Origin of the sequence: Streptomyces sp. NPDC002133 (assembly GCF_040296405.1) — a bacterium.
Taxonomy (GTDB): Bacteria; Actinomycetota; Actinomycetes; order Streptomycetales; family Streptomycetaceae; genus Streptomyces.
This window is the reverse complement of sequence record NZ_JBEOXF010000022.1, coordinates 51,224-73,737: the sequence shown is the minus strand read 5'-3', so window position 1 is coordinate 73,737 and position 22,514 is coordinate 51,224. Positions and strand designations below refer to the sequence as shown.

Here is a 22,514-nt window from a genome sequence, read left to right as displayed (position 1 = left end):
CCTCCCCCGGAGATCAGTTCGGCAACCAGGGCGTGTTGCGAAGGTGCTTGTCCTGGTCCTTGAGTTGTGTTGACATGCTGCGGCGTGTCGGGGAGTGCCATGGCGTCTGCCTGAAGAACCGCTCTGCCCGTGGCGCTCTGGTGTGGGTGAGTGAGGGTGATGACATGGTGCCGCAGCCCGAAGACATGTCGGCAGAGGTTGACGACCTCCTCCTGCCACCCGTTGAGGTCACGGTTCGCCCGAAGCAATCCGGCGCCCAGTCGGTCCTACTGGTGTTCGTCGGCCTGGCGTTAGCACCTTTTGTACAGGCTGTGGCCGAGAGTTTGGGCAGCAAGCTCGGGGACACGATCGATGCCAGCGCCCGCGGAGCGGTACGTCGCTTGTTGCAACGGGTCCACCACCACCCGGAAATTCCACCCGAAGATCCGTGGTTTGCGGATGGCATGCGGATCACGGTGTCGCTCCTCGATGAGGACTCAGGCGCTCGCGTTTACCTTGACGACAACCTTCCGGCTGAAGCTGTCGCCCAGTTGCTCAAGATGTCCCGGGGCGGAACACAGCGAGTCCGCGGCTCGGTGTATTGGCTCCCGAAAGGGGCGCCTGACGGGCGCTGGTACGTGGAGGACGAGGGACGACCCGAATGGGCATGGGACTCCGCGGCCCAAGAATGGAAGCCCGTTCAGTAGCGGTCACCAGTCTCAGCACGGGCGCCACTTTCGCAACTGCCTAACTCCTCTCCACGGCCCGCTCCGCGTCCGCCCGCACGGCAGGCAGGCTGAGGGGGCGGGCGGGGCTCGGCCAGGACGAGAGCGCCGAACTGCACGACGCCGAGGTCACGCATCTGCTCGATGGGGCACGCGGTCTAGCCGGAGGAGGAGGGCTCCCGAACGCATGAACGCTCCGGGACAAGACTGCGGCGTTTCGGCATGTCTCAGACTACGGCCTGCAGGTCGGTGCGAGCCTGCAGGTAGAGCTGGCTGGTAGGGGATGCGGGGTCATAGAGGGCAATCATGTAGCCCCAGGTGGCGCTAAGCGCGGTCCGTAGGGCGGCCGGCAGTTGCGTGTCGGTGACGATGCGTTCGCTGGCCTGGGCGTGGAGATCGGTGACAAGGCCGGCGCAGTGCCGGGGCGCGTCGGAGGCTCGGATGAGGGCAACAATTGTGGTCAGGTCGTCGTCGGCGCCGTCGAGGTAGGCGAGTAGCCTGCGGCGGTTCGCCCCGGAGAGTCGGTCGAGGGCGGCGCGGACGACGACGGTGCGGCGGCGCCGGGCGAGGTCGGAGGTGTTGGCCAGCGTGAGTGTCTCGGCTGTGTCGGCATTCTCGGCCATGAGGCGGGCGAGTTCGGTGTATCCGGCGAGGTCGTTCTGTACCTGGAAGCCCTGGCAGAGCGGCAGTCCGGCCTGAGTGATCCGGTGGAGTGCGTCGTCGTCGAGGCCGGCGAGCGCGGCGGAGAGCTGGATGGAGCACAGGAGGTAGGGGGCGAACTGTCCGGCGTGGATACGCAGGATGTCGGCCTCGCTCACGGCTTCCGGGTCCTGGCGGACGTCGAGGTGGAGTTGTTCGGTCTGTCCGGCAGCGACGAGCGCGGTCGTGTGCTGGAACAGCTCGGCAAGCCGGGCGCGCAGCGGCGCGGGGAGGCTGGTGTGCAGGATCGGCAGCGGGGCGAGTCCGGCGAGGACGTCGCCGGCGAACAGCGCGGCGCTGGATGCCTCGGCCGGGCCGAAGGCCGGGGTTAGTGCGTGGTGGGCGGTGGGGTGGCCGCCGCGCAGGGTGTCGCCGTCGACGATGTCGTCGTGCAGGAGGATCGCGCCGTGCCGGATCTCCAGTGCGGCGGCGACCGCAGTCAGGTCGTCGGGGTGGGCGTCGGTATCGGCGTTGAGGGTGTGGGCGGCGTGGAGGAACGCCATGCCGAGCAGTCGCTTGGAGGGGCGGAGCAGGTAGGCGGCGGCTGCGTCGTGCACGTCCGGGTTGCTGATGCGGGCGGTGGCGTGGCGCAGGTCGTTGTCGGCGAAGCGGGCGAGGGCTTCTTCGAGGTGCTGCTGCCAGCGGATGAGCTGCTCGTTGGACGGTGCGAACATGGCGTTCCTCCAGGAGGTGTGGGTCAGGCGGTGGGGTCAGGCCAGGGGACGGCGGTCTCAACGGGGGCGGTGTAGTCGATGCCGGGCGCGGCGAATCCGTACAGGCGCCGTACTTCGTCGTGGAACCAGCCGAGGTCGGCGAGGTCACGGATGGTGTCGGTCGAGGCCTTCTTCCACCGCTCGGCGACCGAGGCCTGCACAGAGTTGGCGAGCTCCCAGGTGTCCAGGCGTACGCGTCCCTCGTCATCAACGGTGAGCGGGCGGGCGCCGGTGAGCTGGTCCCACAGCTCGACCAGCTGCCCGATCGGCGGCACGAGGGTGTCGCCGAGGACTCCACGCAGAAGCCCGACGTAGAGGGCGATGCCGGGGATGGCGGTGGAGGACTGGGTGACTGCCGCGCCGTTGACCGAGGTCACCGCCCGCCCGCCGACCAGCTTGCCCAGGCGCTCATCCAGGGTGCGGGCGGTGGCCTCGAGGTGGGCCTTGGCGGCGCCGATGGTGCCCTGGCGGTAGATCGTCGCGGTGAGCGGCGAGCCGATGTAGGAGAGGGCGGCGGTGGTGAAGTTGTCGGCGAGCAGGCCGCGGTCGGCGAGGTGGTCGATCCAGCGTTCCCAGTCCGCGCCGCCCATTACCGCCACGGTCTGGTCGATGTCGTCGCCCTCGGCCGGCGCGGTCTCGACCTCCTTGACCTCCGGGGCGCCCTGGTCGTCGAAGACGAGGGTCTTCGTCCGGTAGGGCTTGCCGATCGGCTTGAGGACGGAGGCGTACGTGGTGCCGGTGTCCGGATCGGTACGGCGGGGGGCTGCGACCGAGTAGATGAGGTAGTCGAGGCGTCCGCCGAATCGTTCCTTGAGGACGTCGGCGACTGTGTCCTTCATGGCGTTGCTGAAGGCGTCGCCGTTGAGGAAGACCATGTCCTGGCCGTGGGCGCGGGCGAGGGCCGCGGTGGCGGCGGTGCGGTACCAGCCGGCTGTGCCGGTGCGCCGCTCGGTGGGCGCCTTCTCGAAGCACACCCCGATGCCGCGGATCCCCGCCCGGGCGAGTCCGGCAATCGTCGCGGCAAGCCCGTATCCGGCGGAGGAGCCGATGACCAGCGCTACCGGCCCCTCTCCGGGCGGGCCGGACGGCGGCGCTGGCACTGCTTGCCACATGTCTTCGACGAGGCGCTCGCAGCCTGTCGGGTGGGAGTCGAGGAAGAGGAACCCGCGGCTGCGGGGGTTGATGACGCGTTCGCTCACGAGGGAGTCCTTGAGGTCGTCACGGACGAGGACGCGGCCGCCAACATGCTGGCCACCGCATTCTGCAAGTCTGCGACCGTTCGGATACGCGCAGTGACTTCATCGGGCACAGAGATCGCGAGCCGGGTTTAGAGGGTTACCACCAGCTCAAGCAGAGACAGGCTGTCGAGGCCCAGGTCCCGCCCCAGCTCGGCCTCACTGCGCGCGCACTCCTCGCGAGTCCGCCCGGATACCCACGCCAGCGCCTCCACCGCCACCGCGGCCGCATCGATGCTGCTCACGGCTGGCTCCCCGGCGCTGCGCCGTTCGTGCGGGCCAGCAGCGCGGCAGGCGGGATCACCATCGGGGTGCGGTGGCCGGTGGTGGTGGCGGTCTGCTTGTCGAACTGGTCGATCAGCAGCGCGCACGAGTCGCAGAAGGAGGTGCAGGTTGTGTTCCGGGTGAACTCCTGCGATACCACGTCGTGCAGCGCTTTCAGTCCCCCGCCGGCCCGCACCCGCTGTACGTAGGGGGATGCGGCGGCCCGAGCGATCACGTCGGTCGCGCGCTCGCGGAGCAGGTTCCCGAACGCCAGCTTCTCCGGCACGTTGAACGCGGCGCAGGTGTACCAGTCACCATTGTTCTTCAGCAGCGAAGTGGGCAGCACGTACGCGCCGATGGTGGGGGCGAAGCAGTCGAAGCAGTGGTCCATCCATCGCGCGACCGAGGTGTGGCCGGGCCGGTGGACCGGCGCCTGGCCGCCGAGGCGCTGGTTGTTGAGGTAGACCCGCATCGTGGAGTGCACCCGCTCGTGCGGGAACGGCCCGTACGCGCGCTCGTAGGCGGAGATCAGGTCGTCGACTTTGTGCTCGCGGGTGGCCGGGTCGGCCAGCGAGGACACCGCGACGTTGAGCTCGCGCTCGCTGTAGTGGGTCACCGCGTGGTGCAGAATCCGGGCGACCGACTCCAGCGGGGTGGTCTGCTCACCGATCGACATCATCAGCAAAGGCACAAACAGTCGGCCGTCCAGGAAGCCGGCCTTCTCCAGCCGCTCGAACACCCGCGCGCACCGCCCCAGGGTGCCCCAGGAGCCGTTCGTGGTCAGCTTCGAGATGTCGATGTGGTGCTCGCGCGCACCTTCGATCATCCGCAACAGGGCGCGCCAGGCGGTGAACGGCTCCCCACCGGTGATCGCCATGGAGGGGAGGCCGATCGAGGCGAACTGCTGCAGCAGGAACCGGATCTGGCCGTCGGTCAGGGTGCGGCCCTCAGCCAGCGGGAGTGCGCCCATCCCACAGGACGGGCAGGAGTCGTCGCACTTCGTCGTCAGCTCCAACTCGATCCGCATCGGCAGATACGCCGACTCCGGAGCCAGCCCGGCCTGTGCCCATCCGGCCCGGATGCGCTCGAACACGTTGGCCGACTTCACGGCGTACTTTCCGCGGAACGGCTCGACGGGGCCCTGGCCCTCGACGAACAGATACGAACCTTCCTTGATCACGACACGCTCCTTCAACCGGCTCACGGCCAGGCCCGGCGGGACAACAGAGGAAGACGGCAAGCCTGTCGGCGCCGAAACCAGCGTCTCCACCACCACGGCGCGCGTCTGTATGCCCGGTGTATGCCTGACCGAAGCTGGCCTCGGGCGGCCTTGCCGCACGGCGCGGCCGCGCGGGACCGTTGAACCAAGCAGCCAGCGGCCGAGGGAGTCACAGATGGGCGGGGATGGTCCGCAGCGGCATCCGCTCACGTACGTACGCCGCCAACGCGGCTGGAGCATGGAGGACCTGGCCCGGCTCCTCGCACTGGCCGCCCGTCGGCGCGGCATGCTGATGCACCCCGGCAGGGACCGCATCTACAAGTGGGAGCACCGGCTGGCGACCCCCGGCGGCGACTACCAGATGCTCCTCGCCGACGTTCTCAACGTCAGCCAGGCCGACGTCGTCCGGCTCGGCTGGCCCTGGTGGCTGCCCGCCTATGACGCCCCGCGCCCATTCACCACCGGCGGCACCCACGCCGCCCTCACGGAGGTACTCGTGGCCCTCGACGACCCCGACCGCCGCGGCTTCCTCGCCCTCACCACCGGCGCGCTCGCCTCACTCGCCTCCGACTGGGCCACCATCGAACCCGAACGACTCACCGGCGCACTCGCCGGCCGCCGCGTCGATGCCACCCTGCTCGCCTGGCTGGAGACCCGCACCACCGAACTACGAGCCCTCACCAACACCAACGCGCCCGAGTGCACCACGCTCATCCACGCTCTCCTCAAGACCAGCATCCAGCTGATCCGCACCGGCGCGTACGACGAGCCCACCGGCCGGCGTCTCCTCCGGGTCACCGCCTCCGCCGCCCAGTGCGCCGGCTGGCTCCACTTCGACCAAGGCGAACACGGTGCCTGCCAACGCCACTGGCGCAGCGCCCTGCATGCCGCCCACACCGCCAGCGACCGCGACCTCGGCGCCGGAGTCCTCTCCGACCTCGCCTATGCCGCCACCTGGCTAAACCACCCCGCGGCCGCCGTCGAAATCCTCGAGCACGCCCGCAGCCGCACCCACTCCCCCGCCGCCCGCGCGCTCCTCGACCTGCGCCGCGCCCGCGCCCTCGCAGTCCTCGGTGACCACCCCGCCACCACACGCGCCCTGGGCTCTGCAGAGCACCAACTCGATCAATCACGCCCCGGAACAAGCCCGGCGTGGGTGTCGTGGATGTCCCCTGCAGACCTCGCCGTCGACGCCGGCCGCTGCTGGCTTGACCTCAACCGCCCCAAGCGTGCAGACTCCGCGCTCGCCCAGGGCCTCATCCTGCTCGACCCGGCCCGCGAACGAACGCGCTCCGTCGTCCTCGCCTACCGGGCTGAGGCCGCGCTCGCCCGCCACGACCTCACCGCAGCCGCCGCCGACACCCGCGAGGCCCTCGATACCGCCCACGCCACCCAGGCAGCCCGGTGCATCGGCCTTGTGAACGCCACGCTCGACAAGCTCGCCCCTCACCGTTCACACCCCGCCGTTGCTGGCCTCTTCACGCGAGCCGGCCGATAGAGGCAGGCCGCGCCGCCAGCGCGGACCAACAAGCCGGCCTTTCGCGAGTTCGCTCCTCGTATCCGTTCGGCGGGAGCCTGGGTCGGGCGGGGCGTCGGCTCGGTGAGCTCGCGCCCCATCCCTCTCCGCGTCAGGACTTGCCCATCTGCTGCTCCAGCGTGGCCAGGAAGCCGAAGAAGAGGTAGCCCCCGTCGGGAAGATCCACGTCAGTGAACTCGATCGACTCGGTGGTCTTCCTCAGAGTCGGCGTCGCCGGTGCACGTCGCCAACCCGTGCCGTGACAGCGTTAGGCGGGCGCCATTTCGCTGGCGGTCCGGGGGCGCTGAATCGGCTGGACGGCTCACCGCTTGTTGATCTTGATCACGATGGTGTTGCATACCTTGTCGGCGAAGGTCTGCCTCTTGTCATCCCACAGCGGCCACAGCCAGCCGAGGTAGCAGGGCAGACCGTCGAGGATGTGGGCCAGCTTGCGTACGAAGGCCATGCCGAAGCCGAGGGTGCTGCCGTCCCCTACTCTGCGCAGGCTGATCCCCAGAGCCCTCTTGCCGATCGTCTGTCCGGTCCGACCCTCCTTGTAGAGCTGAAAGATGGTCAAGGCGAAGGCGTAGAGGATCCCGACGGTTCCGAGGGCACCGACGGTGGACGGATCACCGCTCGTGGAGAGATCGGCGAAGGCAAGTGTGTGCATCGGGCCGGCAATGACCAGGAAGACGAGAGGTAGGCGCCGACCCGATGCCCCGACGGCATCTGAACACCTCCCCGACGAGCTGAGGATCCCCATCCCCGCAGGAGCGGGGCCGACTCCTACACAAGGAGAAGCAGGCGTTCATTGAGCGGACCATTCCCGCGGGCGCGGGGCCGACGAGGCCGGCAGAGAGATCAAGATCAGCCATCTGGGACCATCCCCGCGGGGTGCGGGGCCGACCAGGGACGTGAGGTCGGCAGATGCGTTCGGTGCCGGACCATCCCCGCGGGCGCGGGGCCGACGCATGGTCATCGGTCCGCGCGTCGTCGTACACGGGACCATCCCCGCGGGCGCGGGGCCGACAGAACGTATTGAGGCCGCCGATCGCGATCCACGGGACCATCCCCGCGGGCGCGGGGCCGACCGGCATGGGGGTGCTCCTAGGTCTGTGGTGCGGGGACCATCCCCGCGGGCGCGGGGCCGACCAACGGCGGCCGCCAGTACGGGCCGTTTTCCCGGGGACCATCCCCGCGGGCGCGGGGCCGACGCGGCGTCCCCGAGCTGCGCATAGGTAGGCGCAGGACCATCCCCGCGGGCGCGGGGCCGACATGCGCGAGTAAGAGACCGCGCGGATAGGCGCGGTTGGGGATACCGGCAACAGAACGGGCACAGGTCCCGGTGATCATGGAGTTGTCTACGCTCTGTGATCACATGGAGGGCCTGTGCCCGCGCTGCCATCATGGCTGACCGAACCGCTCTGGGACCAATTCGCTGCGCTGCTGCCCGAGAGGCCGGAGTACCACCCGGACCATCCACTCGGCTGCCACCGTCGACGCATCAGCGACCGGATCGTCTTCGACAAGATGCTGCAACTGCTGCGCTTCGGCTGTTCTTACGAGGCGATCGCCGACACAACATGCTCGGCCACCACGATCCGAAGCCGCCGCGACGAGTGGATACGACTCGGCGTCTTCGCCCAGCTCAAGCAGATCGCGCTCGACTCCTACGACCGGATCGTTGGTCTCGTCCTCAACCAGATCGCGGTCGACGGCTCCATCACCAAGGCCCCCGGAGGCGGCGAAGCCGCCGGACGTTCACCGGTCGACCGCGGCAAACAGGGCCTCAAACGCTCGGGCATGACGGACGGGTACGGCATTCCACTGGGGCGTGTCCTGGCCGGTGCCAACCGCCACGACTCCCCGTTGCTCGCACCGACCCTGGACCGCCTGGACGACCTCGGACCGTTACCCGACGACATCACCGTGCACCTGGACGCCGGCTACGACTCGGACAAGACCCGCGCACTGCTCAGCGAACGCGGCCTGCACGGACGCATCGCGCACAAGGGCGCGAAGGCGCCCATCCAGGCCAGTCAGCGTTGGCATGTCGAACGCACCCACGCGTGGCAGAACGCCTTCCACCGGCTCGCCCGCTGCTACGAGCGGCGCACCACCGTCATCGACGCATTCTTCGACCTCGTCGACACGATCATCACCGTGCGTAGTCTGATCCGGCAGGCATGGACGACCCACCGCTGGGACGAACGCCCGAACCACCGACCATGACCGCATCCCTATCCGCACGGCCTCCTACAGGGGCCGCGAGTCCGTTGTCAGTGCACGGTGTTACTTTCTGTGACATGACCGATCACGCGCTATGGCTGCTGCGGCAGGACCGCCGCCTGGCCGAACTGGCCGCCTTCCCCTTCGGCTTCGACCTGGACCGCGCCGCCCACGGCCATGTCGAGGAGGTCCGCCTCGCCTCGGGTGGGCCGCTGGAGACGGTAGCCGGGGACGATACCGGCGGTACGTACTTCGTGTGCGCGGACGGCTCGGTGCTCTACGCCGACTCGGAGGGCGCCGCGGGGATCATCGGCTCCAGTGTCGACGAGGCCCTTGAGCTCGTGATCGGCCTGCCCGGCTGGCGCGGCTACACACGTCTGTCGTCGGACGACAGCGAGGAGAAGATCCTGGCGTGCGTCGCGGAGACCGAGGACGAGATCCGTGAGCACTACGGAATCGACGACGAGCGTGCCGAGCTCCGGGCGGCGCTGGGCTTCCCGAATCGCTCCCCGGTCGAGCTGGTGGGCAGGCTGCGTGCCGCGCTGCTGCGCACCGAGCCGGAGTTCGTACTGCTCAATGCGGATGAGGGGTGTGCGTACGACCGGATAGGCCCGGCCGGTCCCCCGCTGTGGGAGCCGGTGCTCGCGGCGGGCCGCGCCGATCTCGCCCGGTTGCGGGAGGGCGACTGCACGGCATGGCGTGAAGTCGCCGAGGACCCGGTGCGGCGCCGGATCACCCTGCGGGCCGCGCAGTTCGACCGCGCCGAGGGCGATCTGGAGCTGCTGCGGCATCTGCTGCGGCACGAGACGCGGTCGTCGATGACGGACGAACTGCGGCTCGCGGCCGTGCTGGTGGGGCTGGCCGGGGACACCGGAGATCTGCCGCTGCTGCTTGAGGTCCGGAAGACGGACTTCGACACGGCGTGCGGCTTGAGCGAAATACCGGAACCGGGTGCAAGCGCGGACGAGTTGCAACAGTGGGCGCGGGAGCTCGACGAGTCGATGTTCGGGACGGACCCGTCGGACGAGCCGGTCTCCACATGGACCGACCTGGCGCGGGACCAGGGGATGACGGACCTCGCGCGGGTGACGCTGATCCGCGAACTCGACAGCATCTTCATGGACCAGAGCAGACTCCGCCGCCCCGAGGTGCCCCGCAGCCTGGCCACGGATCCGCTGGACTGGCTCGCCCGGGACTTCGAGGAACTCGGCGACCTTCCCCAGGCGCTGCGCGCCCAGCGCCTGTACGCCGCCCTTCAGGAGACGGCATGGGACCGGGCCTCGGCCGGGTACACCCTGGCCCGCCTCGAGCGGGAGGCGGGCCGGTTGCCGCAGGCGGCGGACAGCCTGGCCGCCGTGCGCGACGCCCTGGCCACCCCGGGCGACGACTCACTGCTCCACTGGCAGCGGGTCAACCTCGGCCGCTTCATCGCCGAGGAGCACTACCGGCTCACCCTCGCCCTGGCCGACGCGGGCCGCCCCGAGGAGACCCGTGCCCTCCTCGCGGCCGCCGACGCCGTATTCGGCGAGCTCTCGGGGAACGCCGCGAACGGCGTCCGCGAGCTCGCCGAGCGGACCGCTGCGAGAGTGCGGGAGGTCAACTGAGGACGGGCACGGCGGGCGGGCGGTCCGCCAGGAAGCCGTGTGCGCGGCAGACCAGGTAGTCGGCCTGTTCCGGCAGCAGGATCACGCCACCCTGCTGTGCACCGCTGAGCGTGGCGTTCCACCGCCCGTCCTCCAAATACCCGGCCTTGAGCATCTACCGGATCAGCCGCAGAAATCATCCATCGTGGATTCTCTCCTCCAGACTTGCGAGCAGCACCTCGTGATCCAGGCTGCCGAAGCAGTCTCCCCGCTCGCTGCTACGAGCGGCGCACCACCGTCATCAAGGCATCCTTCGACCTCGCCGACGTGATCATCACCGTGCGTAGTCTGATCCGGCAGGCATCGACGACTCACCGCTGGGACGAACGCCCGAACCACCGACCATGACCGCATCCCTATCCGCGCGGCCTCTAAAGCAGCCGCACATCATCCGGAGGACCATCCCCGCCGGCGCGGGGCCGACGGGGCGACCCCGTTGACGGTCAGCAGCCACCAGGGACCATCCCCGCGGGCGCGGGGCCGACATCCCCCTCACTCACCTGTTAGGTGACCGTGGAGGACCATCCCCGCGGGCGCGGGGCCGACTCCGACCATCCGGGCACGCGTTCCGTGTCGCCGGGACCATCCCCGCGGGCGCGGGGCCGACTACCGGCACAAGGTGCTCTACCTCAACAGCCAGGGACCACCCCGCGGGCGCGGGGCCGACTGACCGCCGGGCCGGTACGGGGTGCCGCCCGAGGGACCATCCCCGCGGGCGCGGGGCCGACGGCAGTGAGGACACCGACCATGGCGACCATCAGGGACCATCCCCGCGGGCGCGGGGCCGACTGGAGGATCGGATGGACGTCGCCTGGGTACCGCGGACCATCCCCGCGGGAGCGGGGCCGACGCGGCGACCCGCCGTGATGCCCAGTTCATTGGGGGACCATCCCCGCGGGAGCGGGGCCGACACCCCATAACCAGAAGGCGCACGCTCGTGAAGAGGACCATCCCCGCGGGCGCGGGGCCCACATCGTGGTCCCGCCGTTCCCTGGCCGCCACGCAGGACCATCCCCGCGGGCGCGGGGCCGACTTGGTCGTAGTGACCGTGGCCGTGCGGCCTTCGGGACCATCCCCGCGGGCGCGGAGCCGACGACGCGATCGCTGCGGCCTTCACCGCGGACAGGGGACCATCCCCGCGGGCGCGGGGCCTACCCTACGGCGGCAAACAGCTCGGCTTCGGTGACCGGACCATCCCCGCGGGCGCGGGGCCGACGACTGGCGCTACGACCCGCAGACCGGGTCCCTGGGACCATCCCCGCGGGCGCGGGGCCGACCTCGCACTCGACTATGCCGGGGTTTTTTGAAGGACCATCCCCGCGGACGCGGGGCCGACTTGGAGCCGTAGCGCCAGGCGATCTTGCCGTAGGGACCATCCCCGCGGGCGCGGGGCCGACAACAAGATGGTCCCGCCAGCCTGGTCCTGGCGGGACCATCCCCGCGGGCGCGGGGCCGACCTCCTCGTACTCGGGCCAGTCGACGTCCTCGCGGGGACCATCCCCGCGGGCGCGGGGCCGACACGACGCTTCACGGGGAGCACCGCCATGGCGGAGGACCATCCCCGCGGGCGCGGGGCCGACTCATGGTTCGGAGGAAGCGGCGTCGCACCGCGGGGACCATCCCCGCGGGCGCGGGGCCGACGGAACCAGATACGCAGAACGGCCGGCTGGAGGGGGACCATCCCCGCGGGCGCGGGGCCGACTCGCGCGAGGAGGTCGGCGTGCCGCCCTCGATCGGACCATCCCCGCGGGCGCGGGGCCGACGGGGGTCCTATGGCGCCCAAAGCTGTGCAGGGGGACCATCCCCGCGGGCACGGGGCCGACCCCCTTGGTGGGCATGGATGGCAGCAGGGACAGGGACCATCCCCGCGGGCGCGGGGCCGACTCGGTACCGAAGTCGGTCCTGAGGTTCACCAGGGGACCATCCCCGCGGGCGCGGGGCCGAACCTGTCGTGTGTTCTGCATGGTGTGGTGACTCCCGGGACCATCCCCGCGGGCGCGGGACCGACACCCTGTGGTCCTGGACCCCCACGCACCAGACGGGACCATCCCCGCGGGCGCGGGGCCGACGTTGTCCGGCGTGGTGAACATGTGGATGCCGAAGGGACCATCCCCGCGGGCGCGGGGCCGACTGTTCACAAGCTGCCTGCGGACGTCCGCGCGGAGGACCATCCCCGAGGAGCGGGGCCGACTCGGGGTCGATCTCCTTGGTTCGCTCGGAAAGCGGACCGTCCCCGCGGGCGCGGGGCCGACGGGGCTTGGTCTGCGAAGGGCATAGCTCGTCCGGGACCATCCCCGCGGGCGCGGGGCCGACGAGCCGGGGCCGTTGATGACGGTCTTCCAGCGCGGACCATCCCCGCGGGCGCGGGGCCCGACACCGTCTTAGCGGCGTCCTTCTTGTAATGCTCCGGACCATCCCCGCGGGCGCGGGGCCGACTGCCCGGTGAGGGCGGCGATCGACTCGTACTGCGGACCATCCCCGCGGGCGCGGGGCCGACAGGATGAGCGCGGGCCAGTGCAGGACGTAGCCGGGACCATCCCCGCGGGCGCGGGGCCGACGCGCCGTAGCCGACGATCCGCCGCGGCTGGGAGGGACCATCCCCGCGGGCGCGGGGGCCGACTCCGCCCCAGCATGCGTGTACAGCCACGTCACCGGACCATCCCCGCGGGCGCGGAGCCGACGTAGACATGAGCGAGAGTGCCGATCCCCGCGGGCGCGGGGCCGACTGGGTGCATCTCGGCCGTGTCTACAAGACGCGAGGACCATCCCCGCGAGTGCGGGGCCGACCGGTTCGGGGGGTTAGTCGGCTTCCCAGGTGGGGGACCATCCCTGCGGGTGCGGGGCCGACTCCAGGCGGGCCATGTCCAGCGCGGTGCGCCTCGGGCCATCCCAGCGGGCGCGGGGCCGACGGAGCGTGAACCCTTCCGTGACCACCATGCAGGGACCATCCCCGCGAGCGCGAGGCCGATACCGTCTGCTGATTGTTGATGACGACGACGGCGGGGCCATCCCCGCGTACGCGGGGCGTAGACGATGGGGACGCGATCGACGAGGCGGTGTAGGTCCTGTGGGTCAGCCTTCCACCAGTTGTCGGGCATGTGGGTCACGCCCTGGTGGGCTGGAGTGGTGCGAGGGTGAGGAGACCGCAGCCGTATGCCTTGGAGGGGCCGATCCCGTTGAGGAGCCGTTCGGTGAGGAGCGCCACGTCGGTGACGCGCAGGCGTCCTTCGTAGGTGGCCGCTTGCATGACTACGCGTGTGTCTTTGGGTATTGACCCTTTGCTAAAGGTACGGCGGTCGCGGGCGACGAGACGGACGTCGCGGGGCGGGTTGCCGTCTGCGTCGTGGGTGTCGGCCAGGCCTTGAGCGAGGGGGATGTCGAAGCCCCAGCGGGTAGTGCGGGTGAGGAACCAGTTCATCTGGGCGGCGGCGGTGCGGTGGCCGAGGCGGAAGCTGCGGGCTTCCCCTCTGGCCAGTCGTTCGGCCTGACGGGGGGTGGGTTTGTCGGGGCGGCTGGTGTTCTGCACGGGGCTGGCGGTGAGGCGGAAGGCGAACTCGCGGCCCAGCGCGAGCTGTTCGAGGAGCGGGGTGTAGTCGGCGATGGCGTAGTGCTCGCCGTCGGCGTCTGGCCACCCTGCCTGTTCGACGAGATGGGTCCAGTCGGGTTTGGAGGGGGTCAGGACGTACAGGTGGGGGCGGTGGGGGTTGTCGGCGTCCAGGCGCCACAGGGTGCGCTCCTGGGCTGGTGTTCCCGGCAGTCCGCCTTGGACGGCGCCGTGCATGGCGCGGGGGCTGGCGAGCAGTTTGCGGCTTTCGGCGCGCAGCGGGTTGATGCGGATGCGTGAGAGGAAGGACATGTTGGTCACCAGCCCAGGAGGGCGAACGGGTCGTGGCCGCTGCTCGAGGAGGGCGGCTGGTCGGGGTCGGGTGTGATCCCGGTCGGGGCGTCGAGGTAGACGTGGCGTACGCGGCGGGTGGTGAAGGCGCGAGCCTTCGGGTCGAACGACAGGGGCAGGTCGTCGCGGACGTCGTCGCCTGCCGGATCGTCCAGCGTGGCGGACAGGGTGATCCGCCCGGCGTTGCCGCAGGTGCGGCCCCAGCGCTCCCGTACGGTCCGGGGTGCCTGCCAAGGTTCGTCCCGCAGGGCCTGCTCCAGGGGGGTGGTGCGCAGGCCCAGTACCAGCGGTTGGGTGGGTACGCAGGAGCGGCGGCCCAGTGCGAGCGGGTAGGCCGGGTGGCGCAGGGCGTGGTGCAGTGTGGTGATGAGCTCCTGCGGGCCGGCGACGGCGGCGAGGAAGACGGCATCTTGCAGGTAGAAGCGCTGGGTGACGTGGGTGTGTTTGGCCGGTGAGGTCGGCTTCTGTATGCCCTTGGCATTGACGGCGGCCGACAACAGGGGTGTGCCTCGGTGGTCGCTGACGGTGTGGTAGTCGCGCAGAAGGCTGCCCGGCCGGTCGATGCGGATGCCGAGCGCCAGTCCGGCGAGGTCGTCGATGGGGGTGGTGCGCCAGCGGCCTTCGGCGGCGGCGAGGAGGCCGACGATGCCAGACTTCGTGGGCTCGGGTCTGGTCTCGCGGCGGTTGAAGGCGCTGCGGTCGCCCCACGACTGCAGTGGCCCGGCAAGCCGCAGCATAAGGACTGTCTGGGCGCGGTCGGTCACGCGGGGTCCTCCATGCTGGTGGCAAGGCGGGCACGCAGGCCGGAGATCAGCTGGGGGAAGGCGACGGGTTCGCCGAAGGCCTGCGTGAGGGCCTCGGTGGTGTCCTTGGTGCGGAGGTCGCCGGGCGTGAAGGTGTGGCTGGCTGCGCTGTACAGCGGGGTGTCACCCCACATGCGGCAGGCGGTGGTGTGCTCTTCTGCGAGGCGGCGTGCGGAGGCGGCCGCGACGCCGGCTTCGGTGGGGAGGGGCTCTTCGAAGGCGGAGACGAGGTTGACCGGCTGGTCTTGGCGGACCACGACGGCGACCAGGCTGGGCCGGGTGCGGTGGGCGAAGGAGTTCTGGTAGCCGGTCGGCGCGGAGCGGGCGAAGCTGTCGACGAAGCTGCCCACGGCATCCAGCGCTGCCCCTGTGTCGCCGCCGAGGTTGGCGGTCAGCTGTTCCAGTCCGAGGGCGGCGTAACGGTAGAGGGTGGCGGAGTTGAAGCCGATGGTGCCGATCATGCCGGCGCCGGTCTCCTCCTTTTCGTTCTCGTCGTCGACGGCAGTGAAGTAGTCGAACTCCAGTTGCGTCTCGTGCGTGGACAGCGCGTGGGCGACCTGCACGGAGGCGTCGACGTTGAGGGCGGGGATGTTGGCGACCATTCGGCCGAACAGGGCAACGCCCATCGGGTGGCCGGTGGTGAACTTCTCTGCCACGGGGATGGCTTTGAGGGTCTCGCTCAGGGCCTTGTCGTCCAGCGCGGCAAGTTCTGTGGCACGGTCGGTGACCAGGTCGGCCACCGTGTCGAGCTGGGCGTTGCCGTAGAAGAGGAGGTAGGCGGTTTCGCCGACCTTCTTGCCCGCGCTGAGTCCCAACTGCTCGAGCAGGGTGGCGGCGATGCGGGTGGCGGGGGCTTTGTCCAGGCCGGTGTTCCGGGCGATCCGCTCGGCCAGTTCGGCGGTGATGCGCTTGGTGCGGGTGGCGCGGTCCTGCTCGGGCGCTTGTGCGTCGAAGTGGATACGGGTAGCGCGCTTCCATGCCTGGGAAGAGACACGGGAGCGGCGCACTCCTCCGTAGACGGCCTCCTTGGGGTTGCCCTGGTCGTCGCGGTTGAGGTTGGCCGGCGGCACGGTCTGCACGATGTGCACGTCGATGTAGAGGCGGGAAGTCATCGCACGAGCTCCAAGTGGTGTGTGCGGAATGCGTGAGTGGGTGGGTGTGGCGCGGGGTTCCGTCGATGGGGCGGCTGCCCGGTTGCGTCGTTTACTTGGCGCCGTTTTGGGTCCAGCCGTAGTAGTCCAGGCCCCAGCGGCGGCGGACGCGGGACCGTGCCTCGGGTCGGTGCCAAGCGAGCAGGTCGCCGGCGAGCAGGTCGTAATCCAGCGGCTGGTCGATGCCTTTGAGCTGGGTGATCAGGCCGCGCAGCCGGAGCTGCAGCGCGCCGGTGGAGTTGGCTGCAAAGGCCTGCTGGAAGCGGGAGTCGACCGCTTCCGGGCTCGAGCGGTCGTGGTGACGCAGCGCGCGTACGGCGCGTCCGATGCTGACGTCCCGGCGGTGCATGGGGCGGTCCTGGCTTTGCTGGTGCAGTCCGTAGAGGGCGAGTGCCGCGTGTTCGGCCTCCTGCTGGAGCGACATCTGACCGCGGCGGGCGGCGAAGTCGTCCACGGGGCAGGTGTAGAACGGGAACATCTCCAGCACGTCGCCGGCCGGGCGGCTCAGCCCGCGGCGCAGCACGGCAAGGTCCTCGCCCGGCGGGCGCTTTTCTGCCGGGCTGCCGTCTTTGCGGCGCCAGGTGCCGTCGGCAGCGATATAGCGGTGCCAGAGCCTGCGCTGCTGGTGGTTGTCATCAGACATGTCGTCTCCGAGCGTGTTCACGAGAGTGGCGGGGCACCGTGTCCGTCGCCGTGGTGGCAGTTAGCCGGCTGCGGACCGTTCGGCGTGGGCCAGGCGGCGGGCTTCGGCGGCGCGGTGGAGGATCTCCCCGCGGCGCCGGCGGAAGGACGCTTCGGCCAGCGACGCCCGGTAGGTGCGCTCCGGCTTTCCTCCGCCTTCGCCCTGGTCAGCCTTGCGGCCGGCATACGCGCTGACCGGCACCGCCTGCAGCAGCCCGTCGGCGATCTCCCAGCTGCGCTGCCAGGCCAGTTGCTCCCACTGAGTCTGCCGGGCCTCGACTGTCTCGATGTCCTCACCGACGCCGCGAAGGGCGGCGAGCAGCCGTCGCATCAAGGGGTCCAGGGCATGGAGCACGAACTCGCCGGGTCGCTGGCCTTTGTCCCACGGGATGGGGTCCGCGCCCAGCGCGCGTCGCAGGTCGGCTGAGAGGTTGTTGACGGCAATGGCCAGTTGTTCAGCTTGGGCGGCTGCCTCCAGGACGGCCGCATGGACGTAGGTCTCCGCGCCCAGTGCGGCCAACGGCAGAGGCAGCGCGTCGAACATCACGTCGTCGACGACGGCGGACTGCGTGCCGTACGCCATTCCGGTCAGCTCCACCCGCAGCGGGTACGCCTCCCCGATCTCCCCCCGCAGTTCTCCGAGTTGGTCGAGAAGCTCGCTGGTGGCGAATCCCGCTGTCCGCTCACCGGCGTCCTCCGAGCCGCGCTCGGGGGCGAGCAGGGCATCCAGCCCGCGCCAGGCGGCTTTGCCGGCTTGCAAACGTAGCGGCCGCCGCGGCGAAGCGCCGGCTGGCTTGCCCTTGGACTTCTCGCGTCCCCCTGTGGGCTCCAGGCGCCACATGGTGTGCGGCTCCACTTCGGGCGTGTGCGGCATCCGGTCCCCAGCCGCGACCAGCACCCGGGTGACGCGGAGGTCGCCGTCCTCGGTCCCCTCGGGGAAGAGGCGGATGCGCCGGGGCTGCCAGGTCCACAGGTCCAGCAGCCCCTTGGGCGCACGCTCCTGCCATTGCGGCGTCGCGACCGAACACGTGTCCTCGATCCGGCCGTCCAGGTCACGACGCCTCCACTGCGGCAGATCGTCGGAGCGCGAAGGAGGCCCCGCGGGAATGTTGAGCAATAGCGTCTCGTACAGGGTGCGGCCCACGGGCACGGTGACGCCGAACTGTCCGAGCGGGCCGGTGGGGTTGCCGGTTGTCTTGCCGCTCTTGACCTTCGGGTCACCGACCGCTCCGGTCTTGATGGCCGCGGTGTCCCAGCAGTGGGTGTGCAGCAGCCAGTGCACTGCCTGAGCGGGGGTGAGTGCCAGCACATCGCCTTCGGTGCGTGATGCGAACAACGGCACGTTGTTGCCCGTCGCAGCCGTCGCCACCAGCAGCCCCGCTCCCTTCGTTTCGCCCTTGGCGGTCCGCAGGTCCGCTACCTGGGCAAACGGGTGCTGGGGATGGAAGAGGTCAAAGCGTTCATGGTGTGTGTCGAAGTAGTCGTTCAGACGCTGGATCTGTTCCGGCGACCACTGGCCCGCTCGGAACCAGCCGGCCCACTCACGACTATCGGCGGGACGGCCCACAGCGTCCACGACAACCGGCAGCAGCAACTGGCGCAGCAGCGCCGGCCGCTGGGTCGGGATGTCGACGACGAGATCCCCGAGTATGTGTGCCTGCAGCACAGCCTCGCGCAGCGAGTACTCCCGCATCGGGCCGCCTGCAGCCGAAGGCAGCCCCAGGAATGGGTTACTGAGCAGGGAAAACACTAATACCCCCCTATTGGTGAAGTGTTTTCGTCTAGAACGTAGCGGCTTGCACACAGGTGCCGCAGTGGTTCCTTGCAATCCGGTATGGCAATCTGCGAACGGCCCCGATCAGACGGCAGACGCCGTCACGCGTACGGGGATGGCCCGTGTTTTCGTCTGGCGACCAACCAGGGCAGCGCGTAGGCCCCGCATTCCGCGGGGAGCAGGGGTGCCGGGCGCAGCACGCCCGGCACCCCTGCTCAACGGCACCTCGCGGTGCGCAATCCGAGGTCATCGTCGTACCGCACGATGAAGTCCCCCATCCGGGCGCTACGCGACGCGTCCAGCACCAGCGCGCGGCTGTGCCGCAACCAGGGATGCCCGCGCCAGCCTGGCAACGGAGAAAGCGCCAGTGCATCCTTGGTCAGCGTGGCCGGCAACCGGACGGAACTCCCGATCACCTCCTCCACAAGTGCAGAGTCCACATCGCCGTTGACCGTCAAGGCACGGCCCGACAGGGTGCGATACATCTCCCCTTCGGCAGCCTGCACCACAAGGACGACCTCGACGGACTCGTCCCCGTCGCGCACCGCGGCCTGGAGCTCCTCCTCACTGCTACCGCCCAACGCACCCGCGTAGTGCAGCCCCGCCAGCGTGGGACTCTCGTGCTCCCCGTGCCGCGTGAGCAAGAACTGGCTAGCCGCCTCAGCGCGCCGACGGTCCTCCCCCTCCTGCTCCTCGCGCGCTCTCACACCAGCCGCAGCCCAGGCCTCGGGCAGCAGATCCGCCTCCTCCCCGTACACCGCCCCAACCAGCTCCGGCACCTGGCCGGGGACCGCCCACTGCCCGCCGCTGCCCGGCAGCACAGCGGCCGTCCGCAGCAGCAGATGACGGCCGTAGATCATTTCGCTCGCGTAGAGGAAATCCGGCTCACGCCCCTCGTGCGGCTGAAGACCGGTGACGAACACCTTGGGCTGCCGCAGACGCACCGGACGACGCGTGCCGGCGTGCCGGTGCAAGCGCCCGATACGCTGCAGCAGCAGGTCGATCGGGGCCAGGTCGGTGACCAGCAGATCAGCGTCCACATCAAACGACTGCTCGGCCAACTGCGTAGCCACCAGCACCAAGCGGCCGCCCTCAGGCCGTGGCCCGTCCGGGCCAAGCAGGCTCAGAGACTCCTCCGTCAGCTCGGCCCGCCGCGCGACAGTGAACCGCGCGTGCAGCAGCCGGACTTCCTCCGCTCCGAACCGCTTCCGCAGCTCCTCAAAGAGACTCTGCGCGCGGGCGACGGTGTTGCGGATGACCAGCGCCGTCCCACCATCGGCAAGCTGCTCCCCCAGCAAGTCGGCGACCGACGCATCCGCATCGCACTGGACCGCCCGCCGCTCCCCACCGGAAGTCCGGGGGGCGGGCATCCGCTCGGGAAGGGTCTCCACCATCACCGGCAGGTCCCCACGCCAGGTGTCAGCAACGTCCACAAAAAATGACGGCGCCGCGGTGTCCTCGTCGCGCCACGCAGCGGTCACACTGGGATAACCGTCCGGCTCGGATACCTCGACGGCAAACTCCTCCCGCGAGGCAGCCCCTGCCAGGTAAGCGGTCACCAGCTCCCGACGCTGTCCAGGAGGAAGCGTCGCGGACAGTACAACAACCGGTACCCGCGCTTGCCCGAGCCAGCGCAGCGCCTCCAGCAGGAAACGGCTCATATACACGTCACAGGCGTGCACCTCGTCCAGAACCACGACCTTGCCCGCCAGCCCCGCCAAACGCAGCATCACATGCCGGGTCCGCGTCGCCGCGTACAGCAACTGGTCGACGGTGCCGACCACAAACGGCGCCAGCAGCCCCCGCTTGCTCCCCAAGAACCACTCGGCCGGCGCCAAACGCTCACCACCATGACCACAAACAGGAACGATCCCGTACGGATCGCCATCAAGGCCGTACTCGTCGACACCCGCATACAAGGCGTCAGGATCGGCACCACCATCCTCAAGCAGTGCCGCCCACTCCCTATTGAACGCGCGCTTACCGTGCAGCAACGCCACCTGCGACGCCAGCGAGGCATCGATCGCCCCCACCCACCGGCGGGTGCGCGTGAACATCGGGTCACTCGTCGCCTGCGTCGGCATCCCCACAAACACGCCATCCGCACCGAACCGCGCGGCCAGGATCTCAGCCGCCCCCAGCGCCGCCTCCGTCTTGCCCTCACCCATCGGAGCCTCAACCACCAGCAGCCCCGGACCCCCCATCCCCCGGGCAGCCTCCATCACCATCGTCTGCGACAGCCGTGGCACACACGCGAACCTGTCCCGAAACATCTCCGGACCCGGCACCGCAACAGCGCCCCAACCGCCACGCAGCCCCAACTGCTCCCAAGCCACCTTCGCCCGATCACGGGCCGCCCCCAGACCCACCCGACCCAAATCATCCGCACCAGGGAAGCGACGCTCATCGCTGGCAATCCAGTCGGCCATCACCACCAGACCACTCAGCTGCAACTGCACCGCCCGCAAGGGGACAACCACCGGCCGGACCTCACCAAGGTCCGCAAAACCCAGTTCACACGTGAAGACCTCCAGCACGGCCTGCTGCACCGCACGCCACATCCCAGTGCCCCGCAACTGGCCCTTGGCCATCCGGGGTTCCTGAACATCCCCCAGCGTCGGGAAAGCTCCGTGATGGCCAGCAACCAGCGGCCACACCCAATCCACGTGCTCCGCAGCCCACCCAGCCTCACCCAGGGCCTGCCGCATCAGCAGCCCACCGGCCCAGTCGTGACGCCAACGCTTCTTCTGCCTCGCACCGGCCACAGCAGCAGCTTCCAGCCAGGTCAAACCCACCGCCCGGACAGCCGCGCCCCCTTCCGGCCATAACCGCTGATGCGCCGGCGTCGCCTTCCCCCAGTCGTGCACACCACACAACCACGCGAAAAACCTGCGCCCCCGCCCCTGGCCGGCCACCTCATCCAGCACACCATGCGTCACCGGCGCCAGATAGCGATCCCAAACCAGCTCCGCGACCGCAGCAGTATCCAAAAGATGCGACAGGAGCAGATTCGTCCGACCCCCAGCGCGCTCCTTCGACTTCCCCCACAGCGCTCCAAGCCCCGCTACAGCCTCGTCCCCGTACCGCGCCCTCACCTGCTCTAAATCCATCATCCCACCCCCAAGTTCGAAGAACGTGAGGTTAGCGGGCACCACTGACAATGAGGCCAAGCCGTCCGAGAACGGCTTGGCCCTCCGTCACAGGCGCGGGCCGACGCGCTCGCGTGGGGCCAACATGTTCACGACCGCGCCGGTCGACAGCTCACGAACCAACCCCGCGCCTGCGGGGCCGACGATCTGGATCCAACAGAGAGTCCCTACGCCTTCGAACCATCCCCGCGCGTGCGGGGCCGACCCCCGTACCGGCCTGGCGTCCCTGGCGGGCATGGGACCATCCCCGCGCGTGCGGGGCCGACATGTCGTTCGTCGTCGCGTTCGTGGAGAACCAGGGACCATCCCCGCGCGTGCGGGGCCGACCGGAGGACCGGAGCGGCCTTTCCACCCTTCCCAGGACCATCCCCGCGCGTGCGGGGCCGACCGCGTAGACCGCGACGTGGTTACCGGGGCCTGGAGGACCATCCCCGCGCGTGCGGGGCCGACCTCAACGACTGGGCCGCCGCCGAAGCCGCCCAGGGACCATCCCCGCGCGTGCGGGGCCGACCAGCAGGGCGTCGGCCTCGGCGCGGTCGCAGCCGGACCATCCCCGCGCGTGCGGGGCCGACCGGGGCGGCGGGTGCGGGCAGGGTCAGACGGGGGGACCATCCCCGCGCGTGCGGGGCCGACCCTCCGTGCGGCGTATCCGTGCCGAGTTCGGCGGGACCATCCCCGCGCGTGCGGGGCCGACCTGCCCTTCCGGCCCACGGCCAAGATGATCTGGGGACCATCCCCGCGCGTGCGGGGCCGACCGCGGTCGGTCGTGCTGTCGGTCGGTTCCTCGGGGACCATCCCCGCGCGTGCGGGGCCGACTTGTGCGGGTCGCCATGTGTCCA

14 protein-coding genes, 3 pseudogenes and 3 CRISPR repeat arrays (1 of these 20 cut by a window edge) are annotated in these 22,514 nt (G+C 70.1%); of the genes and pseudogenes, 5 read left to right on the top strand and 12 right to left on the bottom strand.

Annotated features, from left to right (window positions below; all coding sequences use genetic code 11):
* Window positions 1-164 precede the first annotated feature (164 nt).
* Window positions 165-686, top strand: a complete 522-nt coding sequence (locus tag ABT078_RS21740; RefSeq protein WP_351230111.1) for a hypothetical protein — start codon at window positions 165-167, stop codon at window positions 684-686.
* A gap of 245 nt (window positions 687-931) precedes the next feature.
* On the opposite strand, the gene ABT078_RS21735 is transcribed toward ABT078_RS21740, so the two are convergent.
* The 4 genes from ABT078_RS21735 to ABT078_RS21720 form a co-directional block, all read right to left on the bottom strand.
* Window positions 932-2,077, bottom strand: coding sequence for a polyprenyl synthetase family protein (locus ABT078_RS21735; RefSeq protein ID WP_351230109.1), 1,146 nt, complete (start codon window positions 2,075-2,077; stop codon window positions 932-934).
* 23 nt (window positions 2,078-2,100) lie between these two features.
* Window positions 2,101-3,315, bottom strand: a complete 1,215-nt coding sequence (gene fabV, locus ABT078_RS21730) for an enoyl-[acyl-carrier-protein] reductase FabV (protein WP_351230107.1) — start codon at window positions 3,313-3,315, stop codon at window positions 2,101-2,103.
* Window positions 3,316-3,443: 128 nt separating this feature from the next.
* Window positions 3,444-3,596 carry a hypothetical protein gene (locus tag ABT078_RS21725; protein WP_351230105.1) on the bottom strand — a complete coding sequence of 51 codons (153 nt, stop codon included), beginning with the start codon at window positions 3,594-3,596 and terminating at the stop codon, window positions 3,444-3,446.
* A complete protein-coding gene (locus ABT078_RS21720; RefSeq protein ID WP_351230103.1) occupies window positions 3,593-4,795 on the bottom strand; it encodes a radical SAM/SPASM domain-containing protein in 1,203 nt (400 codons plus the stop codon). Before ABT078_RS21720 ends, ABT078_RS21725 begins: the two co-directional genes overlap by 4 nt.
* Window positions 4,796-5,009: 214 nt before the next feature.
* Between ABT078_RS21720 and ABT078_RS21715 the strand changes: the two genes are divergently transcribed.
* The gene (locus tag ABT078_RS21715; protein ID WP_351230102.1) at window positions 5,010-6,332 is read left to right on the top strand and encodes an NsdA family TPR-like regulatory protein; all 1,323 of its coding nucleotides are present in this window, start codon (window positions 5,010-5,012) and stop codon (window positions 6,330-6,332) included.
* 340 nt (window positions 6,333-6,672) lie between these two features.
* On the opposite strand, the pseudogene ABT078_RS21710 reads toward ABT078_RS21715, so the two are convergent.
* A pseudogene (locus tag ABT078_RS21710) lies at window positions 6,673-6,960 on the bottom strand (RDD family protein); the annotation flags it as partial.
* 330 nt (window positions 6,961-7,290) lie between these two features.
* A CRISPR array of direct repeats spans window positions 7,291-7,625; the repeat unit is 28 nt; unit sequence GGACCATCCCCGCGGGCGCGGGGCCGAC.
* Window positions 7,626-7,739: 114 nt separating this feature from the next.
* Here ABT078_RS21710 and ABT078_RS21705 point away from each other — a divergent pair.
* On the top strand, window positions 7,740-8,582 hold the full coding sequence (locus tag ABT078_RS21705) for an IS5 family transposase (RefSeq protein ID WP_351230100.1): 843 nt from the start codon (window positions 7,740-7,742) through the stop codon (window positions 8,580-8,582).
* Between the two features lie 74 nt (window positions 8,583-8,656).
* On the top strand, window positions 8,657-10,183 hold the full coding sequence (locus tag ABT078_RS21700) for a hypothetical protein (protein ID WP_350986694.1): 1,527 nt from the start codon (window positions 8,657-8,659) through the stop codon (window positions 10,181-10,183).
* Between the two features lie 82 nt (window positions 10,184-10,265).
* Here ABT078_RS21700 and ABT078_RS21695 read toward each other — a convergent pair.
* Window positions 10,266-10,427 (bottom strand): annotated as a pseudogene (locus ABT078_RS21695) (reverse transcriptase/maturase family protein); the annotation flags it as partial.
* Window positions 10,428-10,432: 5 nt separating this feature from the next.
* On the opposite strand from ABT078_RS21695, the pseudogene ABT078_RS21690 reads away from it, so the two are divergent.
* Window positions 10,433-10,570: pseudogene (locus ABT078_RS21690) on the top strand (IS5/IS1182 family transposase); the annotation flags it as partial.
* Window positions 10,571-10,618: 48 nt separating this feature from the next.
* Window positions 10,619-12,353: direct repeats of the CRISPR family, unit length 28 nt; unit sequence GGACCATCCCCGCGGGCGCGGGGCCGAC.
* A 972-nt stretch (window positions 12,354-13,325) separates the two neighbouring features.
* Here ABT078_RS21690 and cas6e read toward each other — a convergent pair.
* The 6 genes from cas6e to cas3 form a co-directional block, all read right to left on the bottom strand.
* Window positions 13,326-14,078, bottom strand: coding sequence for a type I-E CRISPR-associated protein Cas6/Cse3/CasE (gene cas6e, locus ABT078_RS21685; RefSeq protein ID WP_351230167.1), 753 nt, complete (start codon window positions 14,076-14,078; stop codon window positions 13,326-13,328).
* A 5-nt stretch (window positions 14,079-14,083) separates the two neighbouring features.
* Window positions 14,084-14,854: a type I-E CRISPR-associated protein Cas5/CasD gene (gene cas5e / locus ABT078_RS21680; protein ID WP_351230165.1), complete on the bottom strand. Its 771-nt coding sequence runs from the start codon at window positions 14,852-14,854 to the stop codon at window positions 14,084-14,086.
* Window positions 14,855-14,877: 23 nt separating this feature from the next.
* Window positions 14,878-16,032, bottom strand: a complete 1,155-nt coding sequence (cas7e, locus tag ABT078_RS21675; RefSeq protein ID WP_351230097.1) for a type I-E CRISPR-associated protein Cas7/Cse4/CasC — start codon at window positions 16,030-16,032, stop codon at window positions 14,878-14,880.
* A 91-nt stretch (window positions 16,033-16,123) separates the two neighbouring features.
* Window positions 16,124-16,714, bottom strand: a complete 591-nt coding sequence (casB, locus tag ABT078_RS21670; protein WP_351230095.1) for a type I-E CRISPR-associated protein Cse2/CasB — start codon at window positions 16,712-16,714, stop codon at window positions 16,124-16,126.
* Between the two features lie 60 nt (window positions 16,715-16,774).
* Window positions 16,775-18,502: a type I-E CRISPR-associated protein Cse1/CasA gene (gene casA, locus ABT078_RS21665; protein ID WP_351230093.1), complete on the bottom strand. Its 1,728-nt coding sequence runs from the start codon at window positions 18,500-18,502 to the stop codon at window positions 16,775-16,777.
* A gap of 239 nt (window positions 18,503-18,741) precedes the next feature.
* A complete protein-coding gene (gene cas3 / locus ABT078_RS21660; protein ID WP_351230163.1) occupies window positions 18,742-21,636 on the bottom strand; it encodes a CRISPR-associated helicase Cas3' in 2,895 nt (964 codons plus the stop codon).
* 154 nt (window positions 21,637-21,790) lie between these two features.
* Window positions 21,791-22,514: direct repeats of the CRISPR family, unit length 29 nt; unit sequence GGGACCATCCCCGCGCGTGCGGGGCCGAC (it continues 221 nt past the right edge of the window).